We start from the raw sequence: 15,083 nt of genomic DNA, 5'->3' as shown, positions 1-15,083 counted from the left end.
TCCTATGCAAGACGAGTGTCTTTGCTAACTTCCAAATTAATGCTTTTAATGTGATCAATATCGTCAACTTGGTTGTTACGACGGATCAACGCATTTAACTGGAATACGGAAAACAACATCGCGTAAATGGGTGCTAGATATCCTCGATCCCGAAGGTCAGCCAGATTCTCCGCGCTCAGCGACTGGAATTTGTCTTCATGTATCATGCTCAATCCGCGAACACGGTTTGTTTTTCCGTCGCTGTAGTTCAGTGACATATCTATAGGCACGACTAGACCATAAGATGTTAAGGTCTCAAAAAACTGGACGGTGTGAACGATATTTCTAGAATCCTCCATTAGCTGAGTTTTCAACTGCTTCAGGGGGAGCGACAACTTTCCTTTACTATCAAAAATCGCCTGACCTTCAGTTGTGCTGAGAGCCTCGCTACCTTCGTCTATGCCCATGACAGGTTCCGAGTTCCCGTCCATAGGTTTCATAAGGAAGATCGGATAAGTCTTCATGGCTGTTGGCGTGAAGCTAGAGACCCACTCACCTTTGGAGACGAACAAATTTTTTCCAGGTTCAAAACTCGTCAGAGCTGAAAGGCTCATTGAGCCGTTGCCCATCCGGCTGATAAACACAGGAAAGGCGACAGTGGCTTGGGCGACTTCAGTCACTCGAAGCGATAACATATGCGCCTTCTTTGCGTAGAAAATTCCGTTGTCGCTTTTAAGCTTCAAGGTTCGGTGCGCATCTGGGGATAAGGCTTTCAGAGTGGCCATAATTTTGTCCTACTGATTGAGCCAATGCTCAATGTAATCTCTGTGGGGCGGAAGGTTGTTTAAGAGTTGCTGCGTCATAAGTTGGTTCTTCTGACGAATACGATTGGCCTGAACTTCTTGGTTATACAAATATGACTGACGAGAATAATCAGGCTTATACCCCATTCCATACATAACATATTGATAGCTAGCGGCGGGAAAGAGCTCTGCAACACCGTCAAAATCCGATTTGGTTGGTCCGCGATGCTTCCAAATTTCTAAATCTTCCTTCAGGCTCGCTGGTATGCTACTGTCTTCACAATGGGCCCTCCAATACGGCTCTTTTCGCTTTGTTAGCATGTAGTGAAGTTTCAAAAAATCTGTGATCCGAGACCAACGATATTCCATTTGCCGATTAAATCGCTTTGCAGTTACCTGCATTATAGATTCATTGGCCGGTAGATTTTCAGCAACATATCGCGCGGCGACCTCGACCAGCATAATCGCTGTCGCCTCGAGGGGCTCTACAAACCCGCAAGCCAAACCGATAGCAACGCAATTGTTCTTCCAAGTTTGCTGTCGGTAACCAGATTGAAATTTAAATTGCTTGATCTCGAACCCGTCGAGCGGTTGGTTGATGTAATTTCTCAGGTTTGCTGCAGCTTCTTCATCGGACAAGAACTCATCAGAATAGACATGACCAACGCCTCGCCTATTGGTGAGTCCAATATCCCAAGTCCATCCTGCATTTTGTCCTGTCGCAATCGTATGACAAGCAACAGGATCATCCTCATTTTCATAGGGTACATGTATTGCAATGGCCCGATTGTTAAAAAGGTATTGTTCGTTGGACACAAACGGAACGTTGAGCGCTTTTCCAAGAAGTAGAGACCGAAACCCGGTACAATCAACAAATAGATCGGCATCAAGAACAAATGGGCCCGCGGCGCCTTCTAAACTCAAGGATCCGATATACCCTTGGTCGTTGAAGTGTACGTCATTAACTGACCCTATAACGTGCTGAACACCGAGTTCAGTTTTGCAGTGTTCTTTTAGCAAATTGGCAAAGGCGCCAGCGTCAAGGTGGTAGGCGTAATTACAGATACTTTGGAAATCTCCTTCTGACAAAGACCTGGGGGCGAGACCTGCCTCACAAATCTCTTGTTGGTAATTAGCCTCTAGAGCGAATTCTTCGATGTCTTCAATGTAGGGTGCCATGTCGAGCTGCCCATATCCAAGAGGAACTGTGAAAGGGTGGTAATAATAATCGTCCTCTGTCACCCAATTCACAAATTTTCCGCCTTGTTTGAATCCAGCGAAACATTCTCGAAAAACCTTCTTCTCATCTAGGCCTAGCATACGGACTGTATTACGGATGGTCGGCCAAGTCCCCTCTCCCACACCAACAGTCGGGATGTCGGAAGCCTCCACAAGCGTAATGGTCAGAGAACCATCAGGACGATCTTTGTGGTGGGCCGCTATAATAGCCGCACTTAACCAACCGGCAGTTCCTCCGCCAACGATGAGTATTGATTTGATTGGGTCCGACATCATCCAATTTCTGTAGGCCAAAAAATAGGGGCTGATAAGAATATTCCTACCAGCCCCAAGGTTAGGGTTGCGATAAAGTAGAGGGGTTTACCACTTTCCGCGCACTCCAATTGCGTAACGCGATCCATTATCTTCGATCGAGTAAATTTGGTTTTCAAAGCGTCCAGTTTGGCGCAGCTCTTCACCCGTAATATTAATACCTTCAACGAAAATACTATATTGTTCGTTGATGTCGTAACTTGCGCTGGCATCAAATTGGCCAAATGTTTCCGTATTGATTGGCTCACCATTGAAGCCATTATCGATGCGACGAAGGAAACCTTCACGACGGTTGTAAGCAACGCGAGCCTGCAGTTTCTCGTTTTCGTAGAAAAGAACAGCATTCTGCGAATCCCCAACACCCTCTAGAGAGAAGTTGGTCGCCGAAGTCGGGTCAAGAACCACATTACTATCGACAAAAGTTGCGTTCGCAGAGAAACCAAAACCGTTATCAAGCACGTGAGTGATCGCAACTTCGATACCGGTAACCGTGGCCGACTCGCCGTTTTGCGGGCGACTAACGCGATAGAGTTCACTCTCGCCGTTCAACTCTTCAGTATTTGCGATGACGTCAAATCCAGAACGACTAGGGTCGATATCACCCGGAGCCGCACAGCTCGGTGTGGTTCCGGCGCACCGGAAACCATCAGCAGCTGAACGATTTGCCAACGTGAAAGATTCATTGCCCGTGAGATTCACAATGATATCGTCGATATCTTTGTGAAACGCAGCAACAGAGAAGACACTATCGTCACTGTAGTACCACTCGTAAGCCGCATCAAAGTTGGTAGACTTGAACGGATTGAGAGCCGGATTACCACCGCTGGCTGTGAGGTTTTGACGACGCGGCTCACCAAAGTTTGTCGCGGGGGAGAGCTCGGACATTGTTGCCCGAGTCAGCGACTCATAGGCCGCAAACCGAAGCTTCATGTCCTCACGAACCTCAAAGGAGACATCCACGTTTCCAAGGAAGTTGGAGTAAGACCCCCCCTCTGTGATATCAGTAGCCGGACCAAAGACGTTAGAAAATAGCGTCAGATCGGTTGTTGGAACGACATCAGCAATGAAGCTCTGAACGGCTGTGACATCAATGTCCGTGTCGGAGTAGCGCATGCCCATATTGATTTCGACTGGCACATTACCCGCGTCGAAACCGACAGTGACATCCGTATATGCACTTATGATGTCTTCGTTGATTTCATAGCGGTTGTTTTGAAGAGACGTAACAATTGGCACACCCTGATCTGACAAATAATCAACATAGGCATCACCGTCATAGGTGTAGAATGTATCAATCAATCCGGGGAAGAAGTTTCCGGCCGTGAACGGACGGAAACTTATCACATCATTCGGCGCCGCGACTTGATAACCACAGAACGCACACTGGTTGCCGAATATCTGGAAACGGGACTTTTCACGCATTTGATTATACGCGCCAAAACGCACCGCTTTGATTGCATCCACATCAGGCGTGTAAACAAAGTCGGCCTTGAATTCTGTAATCTGATCCTCATCCGTTGGGACGTTTCCTTTTTCGTTATAATGTAAACGACTCAAATTTGCGTCTGGAAGCGAATTCCCGGAAAATCCGTCATGCTGAACCGTTGGATATTCGCCCGTTCCGTCGAAAGAATAATTATTGATAATCCCCACAACATTAAACCGATCCTTACCAGCGCGATCGTTTTCGGCAGTTGAATGAAACGCATCCAAGCTCACGCTCAAATTTTCTGTTGCGTCCCAGTCAATGTTTGCACCGAAACCTGTGTTGGTAACATCGCGAGAGTTTCTTGTAGTAGAAACAAAATCTGAAGCAGGATCGCCAGACCCTTGGTTTAGACCAATTTCTTGAGTAAAGCTGGTCAATGTTCCGTTTGCATCAATTGTTCCACTCCCGACACGATCAGGCTCAAACCACGACGCCAAATCCGTTACTTCAGAATCCACCTCGAACTTTGAAATAAAACCATCCAACGTCACTGTTATGTCATCGTTAGGCGCAAATTGCGCTGCAAGACTTGCGTTTAACCGCTTTCGCTTTTGTCGATCCACGATCTGATCCCAATTTCGAGGAATATAAGCATTCTCAAACAATACGCCGTCATTCACATTTGAAATGGTTTGCCCAGGACGCCAACCAGCCGTGGCGATCTGATTGATCTGCACATCACGCTCTGAGTAGCTTACCGCCCCCAACAAACCAAATTTGTCATCATTGAAGGTATTGCTGATCAACAACGAACCAGCTGGAGAAATTTTCTCAGAAAGGCTTTCATATACGCCCTTGACCGTTCCGGCCATCTGGAAGCCCGGATTGTCAAATGGACGAGCTGTCGTCACATTAATAGTGCCGCCAATTCCACCTTCCTGCAAATTCGAACGACCTGACTTGTAGACCGTAGCACCTGTAATCTGCTCGGCCGCCAAAACATCAAAGTTGAATTCACGACCACCAGAATCCGTGGCAATCTGCCGGCCGTTCATTAGCACAGTGTTGAATTGCGGCCCCAAGCCCCGAATTGTAACAGCCTGACCCTCGCCGCCAGAACGGTCAATCGCTAAACCACTGATACGCTGCAGCGACTCAGCAACGTTAAGGTCAGGAAACTTACCAAGATCCTCGGCTGCAATCGCATCTACGACACCAATCGCCTCTCGCTTGATATCTTGCGCGCGCTGGATGGAACTACGAATACCCGTTGCCACAACGACATCTTCCGAATCCTGCCCTGAAACCTGCGCAAAGGCCGGAACCGCAACCATCATCGCCGCCGTGCCGACCGTGCATACCAATAAACTTTTCGTGCCTAGACGCATTACTTCTCTCCCAAAGGTCTGTTTTGTTACCGTCGCTTATTTTGCGATATTTGCGACCACCCTAAATTCAAGCTCGATTTCGTCAAGAAAAAATCTTCTAATTCGAACATTTTCATAAACTTGTTGTAATTTTGCACCATTTTCTTGCCGATTTTTGCATGTTAAGTGGATCAATCGTTGAATTGCGTGCAAATTTGAACGCGCTTCAGCTTGCAGGAACACAATAATATTTGCAAACGCACATGCTTTAATTGCAATTTGGGAAAATTGGCTCGCGAAAGAGGTGTTGAGTGGAAAATTTAGCCGAAAGCCTGATGCGTGAATATTTTAGGCCACCTCTACAGGCACGATCACCTCAACATTCTCGACTTCACACACACTCTTGAAATGAGGATTTAACTTACTGTCGGTTATGATCACATCCAACTCTCTAATATGACCGATACGGTTCATCGCACGACGTCCAAACTTGTGCCTGTCCGCCACCATGAAAACTTTCTGCGAATTTCGGAGGATCGTCTTTGCGGTCTTCACCTCCTGAGGGTCATACTCCAGGAGTGAACCGTCTTCATCAACTCCGCTGATCCCGACAATTCCTATATCCATTCTAAAGTCACCGATAAAGTCATCGGAGGACGAACCAATAATACCTCCATCCGAATGCCTTACCTGTCCACATGATACGATAATTTGAAAACTTTCGTTCTTTGTCAATATCCTAGCAACATGCAGATTGTTGGTAAATACATGCAGTTTATCGTGTCCAAGCAAAGCCTCTGCGATCGCCTCGATGGTCGTTCCAGTACTTAAAAAGATGGAAGCCCCATTGGGAATTAAAGCAGCCGTAGCGGCTGCAATTTTCCGTTTCGCCTCAACACCCGATTGCAAGCGGTCTTTATAAGGCGGGTTCTCTGCGCTCTTGATTTGACCTGCGCCGCCGTGAAACCTTGAAAGAAACGAATGTCGGCTGAGCTCGTTGAGGTCCCGCCGAATTGTTTGCGGGGTTACATTAAAGGTCGTCACCATCGCTTCGGTCGCCACAAAGCCAGCCTCCGCGACCATTTCCAAAATGGCTGACTGACGTTTGGACGGTTCAAATTTGCTCATACGACTCGTTTAGCAGAGACCTTCGTTTTTGCAAAAGCTGTTTTTTACGAACATTCTGTCCAAAATTGCCACATAATTCAGCTCTGAACGGATATAATTTCTCCCTAATCTACTTTTTCTCTAGCCATTCATGCTCCTCACGGTTACGAAAATGTTCGTTTTCGCAAATGATGAGTCAGATGACAGTCAAAACTCCAAACTCACGATATGCCGCTGATGGAGAGGCAGTATACCGCCGACGCTTTGTCAAAAAGGATGGCCGAGATTTGTTTCTATACGGCTATCAGCCTCACACTCTTCCTCCGCTGGACGAAGATGTAGGTGCGGTTGCTAAAGGCGGAGAGCTCCGCTTTCACCCCCTCAGGAATGAGTGGAATATATATGCGCCTCATCGCCAAAATCGTACATTTAAGCCCTCTGCCGCCAACAACCCTTTAGCGCCATCGGCACTGGGCTGGGCGCCGACGGAAATACCTTTTACGGATTTCGAACTCGCGGTTTTCGAAAATAAATTTACCAGCCTTCACTCTGAAGCTCCGCAACCATCCGAGATTGATAGTGTCCAACTGCGGCGCGCAGGGGGCAGATGCGAAGTTATTGTCTATGGGCCTGAAGATTTTGGAAACTTGTATTCGATGGGCCAAGAAAAGCGTCGCTTGCTCTTGGCCGCATGGAACGACCGATACACAGAACTTTATGACCAAGGGGCTGAATTCGTGCTACCTTTTGAAAATCGAGGGGATGAGGTAGGCGTCACCCTCCACCATCCTCATGGTCAAATCTATGCCTTCCCATTCGTACCGCGTGTCCAGCAGGACGCCATGAATGCTTTTGGAAAAGGATACAGCCTGGCGGCAAATCTTCAGGACTTCAGAGAAGATTATAGCGTTGCTCACGCAGGTGGTCTCACCGCTTTTTGCCCACCCTTCGCTCGTTTCCCTTTCGAAACTTGGATTGCACCCGATAAGTGCACCCGCGGACCTTGGGATTTCTCCTCTGATCAACTTGATGGTTTTGCTCACCTGCTAGGCGACGTAACCCGAAGATATGATGAGTTTTTCCAACGACCAACTGCTTATATGCTTTCTCTGCACGCAGCCCCGCGCAGCGCAGATGATCGCTTTCATTTCACTGCGCAATTCTACCCCCTTTTACGCGCGCCTGGGCGAGTGAAATATCTCGCATCCGTCGAGCAATCCACTGGGGCATTCACGGTAGATGTTATGCCCGAGATGGCGGCAAAAACCTTAAGAGCTCTTTAGATATGATTGCCCAGCGTTTCGAAAAAGTGTTCGATAAGAAAGCCCAGATAAGTGGCTTTACCCCCGGACGTGTCAATCTAATTGGCGAGCATACAGATTACAATGGAGGTATGGTTTTACCAACGGCTTTGCCTCTTGGTGTCAGCATCGCATTCAGCCCACGGAATGATGATAGAATTCAGATTTGGTCGGACAAATTTGAAGATTTGGCCAGGCGGAAAACTGACGACGCACCAAATGACCATTGGTCTGACTATATTGTGGGCGCAGTCAAGATGGCGATTGAGGCCGGATATCTAAAGCGCGGCGCGGATATTGCTGTTGAAACAAATTTGCCATTTGGCGCCGGAATTTCATCTTCAGCGGCTGTTACCGTTGGTCTTTTGAAGTTAGCCCGAGACTTGGCTGGCAGTACTAGTTCTGAAAAAGAGATCGCTATTCTCGCCCGTCGCGTTGAAAATGAATATATTGGGATGCCATGTGGGATCATGGATCAAATGGCCGTTGCCATCGCCCATCCAGGACAAGCCTTGGCGCTCGATACAAATACCCTGAACTACCAGCTTATTGATCTTCCCACGACCCATGACATGGCAGTTATCCATTCAGGGCAATTCAGGCAACTGAATGAGGGGCGTTATAAGGAGCGCAAGGAAGAATGTGATGCGATCAAGGTAGCCTTGGGGCGCGAAAACATCTGTCAAATGACCGATGTAGAATTTGCGAGTCTCAGCTCGCTTCCAAACACTCTTCGGCGCCGCGCGCGGCACTGTATGACGGAACACCGACGGACAGTTGAAGCGGTAACCTGTTTGCGCGACAGTCATATTTCTCGGCTAGGTGAGCTGATGAATGAAAGCCACGTCTCCATGCGAGAAGACTTCGAAATTACCATTCCACCTGTCGATGCTTTAGTCGCGGACGCCATTTCGTTTGGCGGTATAGGTGCGCGTCAAACCGGAGGCGGTTTCGGAGGCTGCATCGTAGCATGTATCGAACGAGGCAAACGTCAAGCATGGCAGAGTGAGCTCTTATCCAAACATACCGACGCCTTTCTTGTCTGTTAATTTACGAACAACGCCGCTTTTCAGGTTAAAGCTATGACCAGTTCTTTTGACTTATTAATCATCGGCGGCGGTATCAACGGAACCGCGATTGCGCGAGATGCTGCAGGCCGAGGTCTCTCCGTCGTTCTGTGTGAAAGGGACGATCTCGCGAGCCACACCTCCTCTGCCAGTACAAAGTTAATCCATGGTGGGCTTCGCTATTTAGAATATTTCGAGTTCGGACTGGTGCGCAAAGCTCTTCAAGAACGTGAGGTCCTTTTACGCTCCGCGCCGCACGTTATTTGGCCCCTGCGATTTATACTTCCGTATGACAAAGGCCTTCGTCCAGCTTGGCTATTACGCTTAGGGCTGTTTATTTATGACCATTTGGGAGGGCGAAAAATTCTCCCTGCTACGACGACAGTCAATCTGCAATCTGGTCCCTTTAAAGGCCAACTGCGTTCACGTCTGACCAAAGGGTTCGAATACTCAGATTGCTGGGTGGAAGACGCGCGTCTCGTCACATTAAATGCAGTAGATGCTCATGAACGGGGTGCTCGAATAAGAACACAGACAACAGTAAAAACGATAAAGGCGATGCACGACGGATACGAAGCGGAGGTATACGAGAATGAAAAATCCAGTACCATACATGCAAAGGCCGTCGTAAATGCAGCTGGACCTTGGGTCGAAGATATCCTGCAAAAGATGAAACCAGGAAAAAGCACAGCCGAACTTCGGCTTGTGAAGGGCAGTCATATTGTGACTAAAAAGCTATTCGATGGTGATCATTGCTACATTTTTCAAAACTCTGACGATCGTATTATTTTCGCAATACCCTATGAAAGTGATTACACTCTTATTGGGACAACCGATAATCCGTATGAGCCCAGCGACCGAGTCGTTGAAATTTCCGAAGAGGAAAAAATCTATTTGTGTGAATCCGCTAGCGAGTATTTCAGAAAGCCAGTAACACCGTTAGAAATCGTCTGGACCTACTCAGGGGTACGTCCTCTCTTTGACGATAAGAATAGCGATGCATCTGCGGTCACTCGAGATTACGTATTAAAAATTGATGAGTTTTCTGAGAATGCGCCGTTTTTATCTATCTATGGGGGCAAGATCACGACCTCAAGAAAACTTGCCGAACATGTTCTCGAAAAACTTTCCTCCTATCTAAAGACAAAGTCAGAACCGTGGACACGGGATGCCATACTCCCTGGCGGAGATATTAAAGACGCGGACTTCGATGAGTTTTACGAGGGATTGAAAATCAAATACTCGGCCATTGATTTTACCATCCTCAAACACCTCGGTCGAGCCTACGGAACGCGCGCGGAAAAATTACTTGAAAATTGTTGTGGGAATTTAGGACAGCGGTTTGGCCCTGTGCTAACAGAAGCCGAAGCAAACTATCTTGTTGAGTATGAATGGGCAAAGGCTGCCGATGACGTCCTTTGGCGGCGAACCAAATCGGGGCTTCACATGACGCCATCGGAACAATTTGACTTCAAAAAATGGTTTGAAAAAACCCATAGACCTAACAGCCCCACAACGCTGGACGAGATTTAAAATGACGTCACCTCATCAAACACTCGCTGGCCGAGATTTTATCGTCGCTGGTGGGGCAGGGTATATCGGCAGCCACGTTTGCAAATCCATTGCTGATCTGGGGGGGGTCCCAATTACATTCGACAACTTGTCAGCGGGCCACGCGCATGCGGTGCAATGGGGTCCCCTTGTCGATGTAGATTTGCGAGATAGAGAAGCTACATCGCAAGCTTTCAATCACTATGAGCATGTGAAAACAGTCATTCACTTGGCCAGCTCTATTGAAGTCGGCACTGGAGAAAAAGAGCCTGCCCAATTTTACGACAACAACGTCTCGGCAGCGTTGAACTTGCTTCTGGCTATGAATGAAACCCAAGCCGATAGATTGATATTTTCGTCGACCTGCGCGACCTACGGCGAAACACAAAATATGCCTCTAGTCGAAACGGAACTACAAAACCCCGTTAGCGTTTACGGCAAAACCAAGCTAGCAATTGAACATATGATTCAGAGCTTTCACAAAGCATATGATTTGAAATATGTCACGCTCCGGTACTTCAACGCTTCAGGCGCCGACGAAAGTGGCCTCATCGGTGAAGAGCACAATCCAGAGACCCACCTAATTCCAATCGCTTTAGAGGCGGCCGCCGGGCGCCGTCCAAAGATGAAAATTTTCGGCACAAATTACCAGACGCCAGACGGAACATGCTTGCGAGACTACATTCACGTTAATGACATAGCTGAAGCTCACATATTGTCCGAATTTGCGTTTGATAAAGGTCTGACGCATGCGGAGGTGAACATTGGTACAGGCCGTCCCATTAGTAACCTAGAAATTTTAAAGACTGTCGAGGCTGTCACCGGGCTTGCCGTACCCTTTGATGCCGCACCACCCCGAGCAGGAGATGTCACTAAGTTATACGCCGATAGCGGCCGTGCAAAAGCAGTCCTTGGCTTTACTCCGTCTCACTCCGATATCACAAATATCATAAAAACGGCTTGGCGTTTTCATTCTCAAAAGTGGAACCATGATTAAACGACTTTGTCACGTTGATGCCAGTTTCCAGACATTCCGCTAAGACATAGCGCTGAAAACGTCAATTTACGCCCGGCATCGCTTCCATCCCGATATAATCAAACGTGACGTCTGGATGTATTTTCGGTTCAACCTTAGCTTCCGCGATGTCGAAGAGCTGATGACCGAACGCGGCGTCGATGTGTCTTATGAAACGATAAGAAGGTGGGTTGATAAGTTTGGATCTACATATGCAAAGCGGATAAAGTTGCGAGCCGAACCACCCTCGCCTGCTTGGCATTTAGACGAAGTTTATACGAAAATAGACGGCGAGATGGTCTATCTCTGGCGAGCCGTCGATGAAGAAGGCACAGTATTAGATGTAGTTGTGCAAAGACGACGTAATACAAAAGCAGCGCTGCGCTGGCTGCGGAAACTGCTGAAAAACCAAGGTATCAAGCCTACAAGAATAGTGACCGATAGACTTGGTTCGTACGGTGCAGCGCTCAAGCTTCTAGGGATGAAACATTTGCAAGACGTTGGAGGTCGAAAGAACAACCGTGCCGAATGTTCACACGTTCCTATCCGGCGAAGAAAACGAAAATCACAGAGATTCAAATCAGTCCATAAAGCTCAAAAGTTGCTTTCGGCTCACGCTCAAATTTACAATCTTTTCAACTATCGACGCCACCTCATTACAAGGGATACACTCCGGAAGTTCAGACACCAAGCCAACCTGAACTGGAACTTAGCGTCGGCATCAATGTGTCCTTAAAGTTCTAAATTACAGAAAAACAGACTTGGTGCCGTTAACGTGACAAAGCCTTCCCGCACGGCTTCACCCGTAACGGCATCTGTTTCTGCGATCAGGCGACCTTGATCATCATAGTGATAATGGAGATTTTGACCGTCAGGCAGGGTTTTAGAATAAAACTCTTATATTCTTTGCCTAAGTTACTAGATTCAAAAACTTTTTAAAACTGGCCCGATCACGTAAATCTAAATGGCTTGTTTGCAGAACCTTGTTGATCAAGTCTCTCATTTCATGACATTCAATAGGAGACAGTTCACTTACTGAAGGCTTCACAATATTATTAAAGAAATATTCTTGTGTAATATAGAAATCGAACGCCCCCATTAAATTACTACTGGCGCCAATAGGGTATCCATTTTCATCAGGAGTAATATCACACAGCCATTTCGATACCACAGGAATCACCTCTTTAAATCCAGAGATAGTCAAAGACCCAAAAACAACTTCATATTCATACTGATTATCATCAGTAACTTTTTCAAATGGATAAATTAAATCCAATGCTTCTAAAGGTTCTAAATCATCAGAGACGTACAAATGAGGCTTGAGAACAGCACTTTTTTGTTTTTGATCTTTTTGCATAATCATCTCCGAGCGACTTCAGATCCCAAATACAGGATGCAAAAGTTGCAATTCTCACTAACGTGACTTAGGGATTTATAATTTTGTTAGCTCTGTCAAAACGATTCCGTGTGTTTTTAAAAAATACATCCAAAGTTTGCATTAACAACTTTGATTTATCACATGCTACCTGCCTACCATTGGCTCATTCAGACGGACTTACGAGCCTCACATACAAGTAGCGCATAGAAGCCCCATTAAGCTTCCAACTCTGAAACCTGCCCAAGTTGCCGTTGAAATCAGGTGCAACAAAAAGCTGGCATGCGACACAAAAAATTTAACAGCTTTAAGAAATTGTTTTATTTGATTATTTCTACGCTGCGGTGTGTGAGGACACCGTAATTCTCTAAAAAAATCCCCTAGCCTTAGCGGCGCTTGAATTCCCTTCATTCCACCTACTGAATACGGTGGTTTGAATATTTTACGAGCCGGGCTCTTATAGTTTAAGTTTATTATCGCCAATGTCACCTTTGCATCAGATGCGCTGGAATAACTCAGACTGACGGCTTAACTTGAAAAAAACTGTTTAGGGTCAGGCGTCCCAGAGCTGGTTTTGAGGAAAGCTCTGCACCCTGGGGGATGAATCCAGAATGCAGGAGCGCAGAGCGGTAGAGAACAGCCCGGTTTGGCTTTGCCTCCACATGACCAATCAACTCGAATCTATCATCACTGCCGCGCATATAACCCGCCTTGGGGAAGCCCTCCTCCTCCAAAGTCTTTTTATAATGGTCGTAGTTTTTCTCTGAAAGAACGTATAATTTCGTGGCACGGTGGCGATAGAATGCAGTCCCGCCCTGTTCGGATCCGGCTAAATAATGCAGCAATGCAAATCGTCCCGGGTCGAGTGTATCTACATGTGGTAATCGCTGTATTGGCGACAGCTTAGCATCTTTGGTCGTCACTAATGAATAGTTGCATTGAACAAGGCTGACGCCGCGTTGAAGGCAGAAGACCTCTTTTAGGGCCTTTGTCAGGCACTGGGCGACTGGCTGTAAATGTACAGGATCGGCGGGCGCCTGAACACCTGGATAAAACTTTGCGTGACGTGCAAAGGGCGCATTTACGGCAGCTGCCCGAAGCGCATCTAGATCAGGATGAAAGTCATCGATAATGACGACGGGTTCTTCCGAGTTTCCAACATATTTAATTTCGAACATAAATAGACCAGCCCCAAGGCGGCAGCGACAAATCTTTACCGGTTAGTGTTACAGGCGAATTTGTGGGGAACGTCGAATACTGCGCGAGTGTCAAGCCATCGGAGATTTGAAATTTCTGTGTTTGATCGGATAAGTTCACCACGACAAACACAGCGTTATCTTCTTTGTGACGAATAAAAGTGAAGATTTTTTGAGGCTTCGAATTCTCAACCACCTTCGCTCGGGCACCCCATGCTCCATTATGCAAAACTGGGTTATCTGTTTTAAGTTGAACCAAGTCCCGGAAAAGGCCGTTCAATGGATCATCGCAGCGCCACTGAATCAAGTCCTTCTCGAAGAATTCCAATCTCTTAGTGTTTGCACATTCTTGCCCAGAGTAAATTAGCGGGATGCCCTCACCTGTGAAAGATAATACTATCGCCGCTTCATAGGCATCGCCATAAATATCTTGAGGGATACCGTCCCACGTATTTTGGTCATGGTTTGACGTGTAGGCCATTCGCATAGCGCCTTTCGGCCAATTATTCTGATAATCCGTGTAATAGTCAGCCATGTCCTGCGCTCTGGCTTGGCCATTGACAATGTCTTGCATGATTTCCTTCCAACGCCACGCATAGCTGGCATCAAAAGCACTGTTGTGAAGCTCAGGTTCTTGCCACTCTGCGAGCATAAAGACGGGTTTGATCCCATCTAATGCCAGACGAACATCTTCCCAAAAATCGGTTGGCACCATGCCCGCCACGTCACAGCGATAGCCGTCAATGCCCACGTCACTCACCCAATATAGCAGGGACTCCTTCATATAATCGCGCAATCCTTGCCGCGTGTAATCCAAATCGGCCACATCCAGCCAATCCGTGTCTTTTGGATGCCGCATCTGACCCGCCTCATCCTGCGTAAACCAGTCAGGCTGATCCCTGATCAGATGATTATCCCACGCTGTATGGTTCGCCACCCAGTCGATGATGACTTTCATATCAAGGGCATGAGCTGTATTCACCAGAGACTTGAAATCCTCGAGCGTCCCCAGATCAGGATTCACAGAACGAAAATCTTTGACGGCATAGGGACTGCCCATCGACCCCTTACGTTTCTTCTCTCCAATGGGGTGAATTGGCATCAACCAAAGGACATCTACCCCAAGCGCCTTGATACGCGCGAGATCAGCCTCAACCGCGGCAAATGTTCCTGATTCAGAATACTGCCGCGTATTGATTTGGTAGATGACGGCGTTTCTTGCCCATTCGGGCGTTTTAGCCTGAGAAAAATTAATGGATTTGGAGGTCGTGCCTAGGGCCTGAGTCATCGTTTCACTCTTGTCTACCCCACAGGCCGCAAGAGTAAGTGCGGCCACCGACAA

General features: G+C 47.2%; 12 protein-coding genes. 5 read left to right on the top strand and 7 right to left on the bottom strand.

The genetic code is table 11. The annotated features are described in order from the left end of the window. Positions 1-2 precede the first annotated feature (2 nt). The 4 genes from IE073_RS10705 to IE073_RS10690 all read right to left on the bottom strand — a co-directional run bounded on the left by IE073_RS10705 (position 3) and on the right by IE073_RS10690 (position 6,257). The gene (locus IE073_RS10705; RefSeq protein WP_189585499.1) at positions 3-764 is read right to left on the bottom strand and encodes a SapC family protein; all 762 of its coding nucleotides are present in this window, start codon (positions 762-764) and stop codon (positions 3-5) included. A 9-nt stretch (positions 765-773) separates the two neighbouring features. Continuing rightward, the gene (locus tag IE073_RS10700) at positions 774-2,294 is read right to left on the bottom strand and encodes a tryptophan halogenase family protein (RefSeq protein ID WP_189586308.1); all 1,521 of its coding nucleotides are present in this window, start codon (positions 2,292-2,294) and stop codon (positions 774-776) included. Positions 2,295-2,381: 87 nt separating this feature from the next. Beyond that, the gene (locus IE073_RS10695; RefSeq protein WP_189585495.1) at positions 2,382-5,150 is read right to left on the bottom strand and encodes a TonB-dependent receptor; all 2,769 of its coding nucleotides are present in this window, start codon (positions 5,148-5,150) and stop codon (positions 2,382-2,384) included. A gap of 327 nt (positions 5,151-5,477) precedes the next feature. Then, entirely contained in the window at positions 5,478-6,257 is a 780-nt protein-coding gene (locus IE073_RS10690; protein ID WP_189585492.1) for a DeoR/GlpR family DNA-binding transcription regulator, read from the bottom strand. 179 nt (positions 6,258-6,436) lie between these two features. Between IE073_RS10690 and IE073_RS10685 the strand changes: the two genes are divergently transcribed. The 5 genes from IE073_RS10685 to IE073_RS10665 are packed head-to-tail and all read left to right on the top strand — an operon-like array spanning position 6,437 to position 11,906. Beyond that, positions 6,437-7,519, top strand: coding sequence for a galactose-1-phosphate uridylyltransferase (locus tag IE073_RS10685; RefSeq protein WP_189585489.1), 1,083 nt, complete (start codon positions 6,437-6,439; stop codon positions 7,517-7,519). Positions 7,520-7,521: 2 nt separating this feature from the next. Beyond that, positions 7,522-8,586 carry a galactokinase gene (gene galK / locus IE073_RS10680; RefSeq protein WP_189585486.1) on the top strand — a complete coding sequence of 355 codons (1,065 nt, stop codon included), beginning with the start codon at positions 7,522-7,524 and terminating at the stop codon, positions 8,584-8,586. 33 nt (positions 8,587-8,619) lie between these two features. Continuing rightward, positions 8,620-10,137, top strand: coding sequence for a glycerol-3-phosphate dehydrogenase (gene glpD / locus IE073_RS10675; protein ID WP_189585483.1), 1,518 nt, complete (start codon positions 8,620-8,622; stop codon positions 10,135-10,137). 1 nt (position 10,138) lies between these two features. Continuing rightward, positions 10,139-11,152 carry a UDP-glucose 4-epimerase GalE gene (galE, locus tag IE073_RS10670; protein ID WP_189585481.1) on the top strand — a complete coding sequence of 338 codons (1,014 nt, stop codon included), beginning with the start codon at positions 10,139-10,141 and terminating at the stop codon, positions 11,150-11,152. Positions 11,153-11,204: 52 nt separating this feature from the next. After that, a complete protein-coding gene (locus IE073_RS10665; protein ID WP_189586305.1) occupies positions 11,205-11,906 on the top strand; it encodes an IS6 family transposase in 702 nt (233 codons plus the stop codon). 174 nt (positions 11,907-12,080) lie between these two features. On the opposite strand, the gene IE073_RS10655 is transcribed toward IE073_RS10665, so the two are convergent. The 3 genes from IE073_RS10655 to IE073_RS10645 form a co-directional block, all read right to left on the bottom strand. Next, the gene (locus IE073_RS10655; RefSeq protein ID WP_189585478.1) at positions 12,081-12,527 is read right to left on the bottom strand and encodes a hypothetical protein; all 447 of its coding nucleotides are present in this window, start codon (positions 12,525-12,527) and stop codon (positions 12,081-12,083) included. Between the two features lie 533 nt (positions 12,528-13,060). After that, positions 13,061-13,723: a DUF6445 family protein gene (locus IE073_RS10650; RefSeq protein WP_189585475.1), complete on the bottom strand. Its 663-nt coding sequence runs from the start codon at positions 13,721-13,723 to the stop codon at positions 13,061-13,063. After that, positions 13,710-15,029 (bottom strand): alpha-amylase family glycosyl hydrolase, encoded by a 1,320-nt coding sequence (locus tag IE073_RS10645; RefSeq protein WP_233350012.1) that lies wholly within the window; start codon positions 15,027-15,029, stop codon positions 13,710-13,712. Before IE073_RS10645 ends, IE073_RS10650 begins: the two co-directional genes overlap by 14 nt. Between the last annotated feature and the right edge of the window lie 54 nt (positions 15,030-15,083).

The organism is Litorimonas cladophorae, from assembly GCF_014652455.1.
GTDB lineage: Bacteria > Pseudomonadota > Alphaproteobacteria > Caulobacterales > Maricaulaceae > Litorimonas > Litorimonas cladophorae.
Note: the sequence above shows the minus strand (reverse complement) of the source record. Positions and strands in the feature narration are given on the sequence as shown.

Bases quoted from the DNA above. Each gene is read 5' to 3' on its own strand.
- IE073_RS10700 (WP_189586308.1), bottom strand. From the start codon at position 2,294: ATGTCGGACCCAATCAAATCAATACTCATCGTTGGCGGAGGAACTGCC.
- glpD (WP_189585483.1), top strand. From the start codon at position 8,620: ATGACCAGTTCTTTTGACTTATTAATCATCGGCGGCGGTATCAACGGA.
- IE073_RS10655 (WP_189585478.1), bottom strand. From the start codon at position 12,527: ATGCAAAAAGATCAAAAACAAAAAAGTGCTGTTCTCAAGCCTCATTTG.
- IE073_RS10685 (WP_189585489.1), top strand. From the start codon at position 6,437: ATGACAGTCAAAACTCCAAACTCACGATATGCCGCTGATGGAGAGGCA.
- IE073_RS10690 (WP_189585492.1), bottom strand. From the start codon at position 6,257: ATGAGCAAATTTGAACCGTCCAAACGTCAGTCAGCCATTTTGGAAATG.
- galE (WP_189585481.1), top strand. From the start codon at position 10,139: ATGACGTCACCTCATCAAACACTCGCTGGCCGAGATTTTATCGTCGCT.
- IE073_RS10645 (WP_233350012.1), bottom strand. From the start codon at position 15,029: ATGACTCAGGCCCTAGGCACGACCTCCAAATCCATTAATTTTTCTCAG.
- IE073_RS10705 (WP_189585499.1), bottom strand. From the start codon at position 764: ATGGCCACTCTGAAAGCCTTATCCCCAGATGCGCACCGAACCTTGAAG.
- IE073_RS10695 (WP_189585495.1), bottom strand. From the start codon at position 5,150: ATGCGTCTAGGCACGAAAAGTTTATTGGTATGCACGGTCGGCACGGCG.
- IE073_RS10650 (WP_189585475.1), bottom strand. From the start codon at position 13,723: ATGTTCGAAATTAAATATGTTGGAAACTCGGAAGAACCCGTCGTCATT.
- galK (WP_189585486.1), top strand. From the start codon at position 7,522: ATGATTGCCCAGCGTTTCGAAAAAGTGTTCGATAAGAAAGCCCAGATA.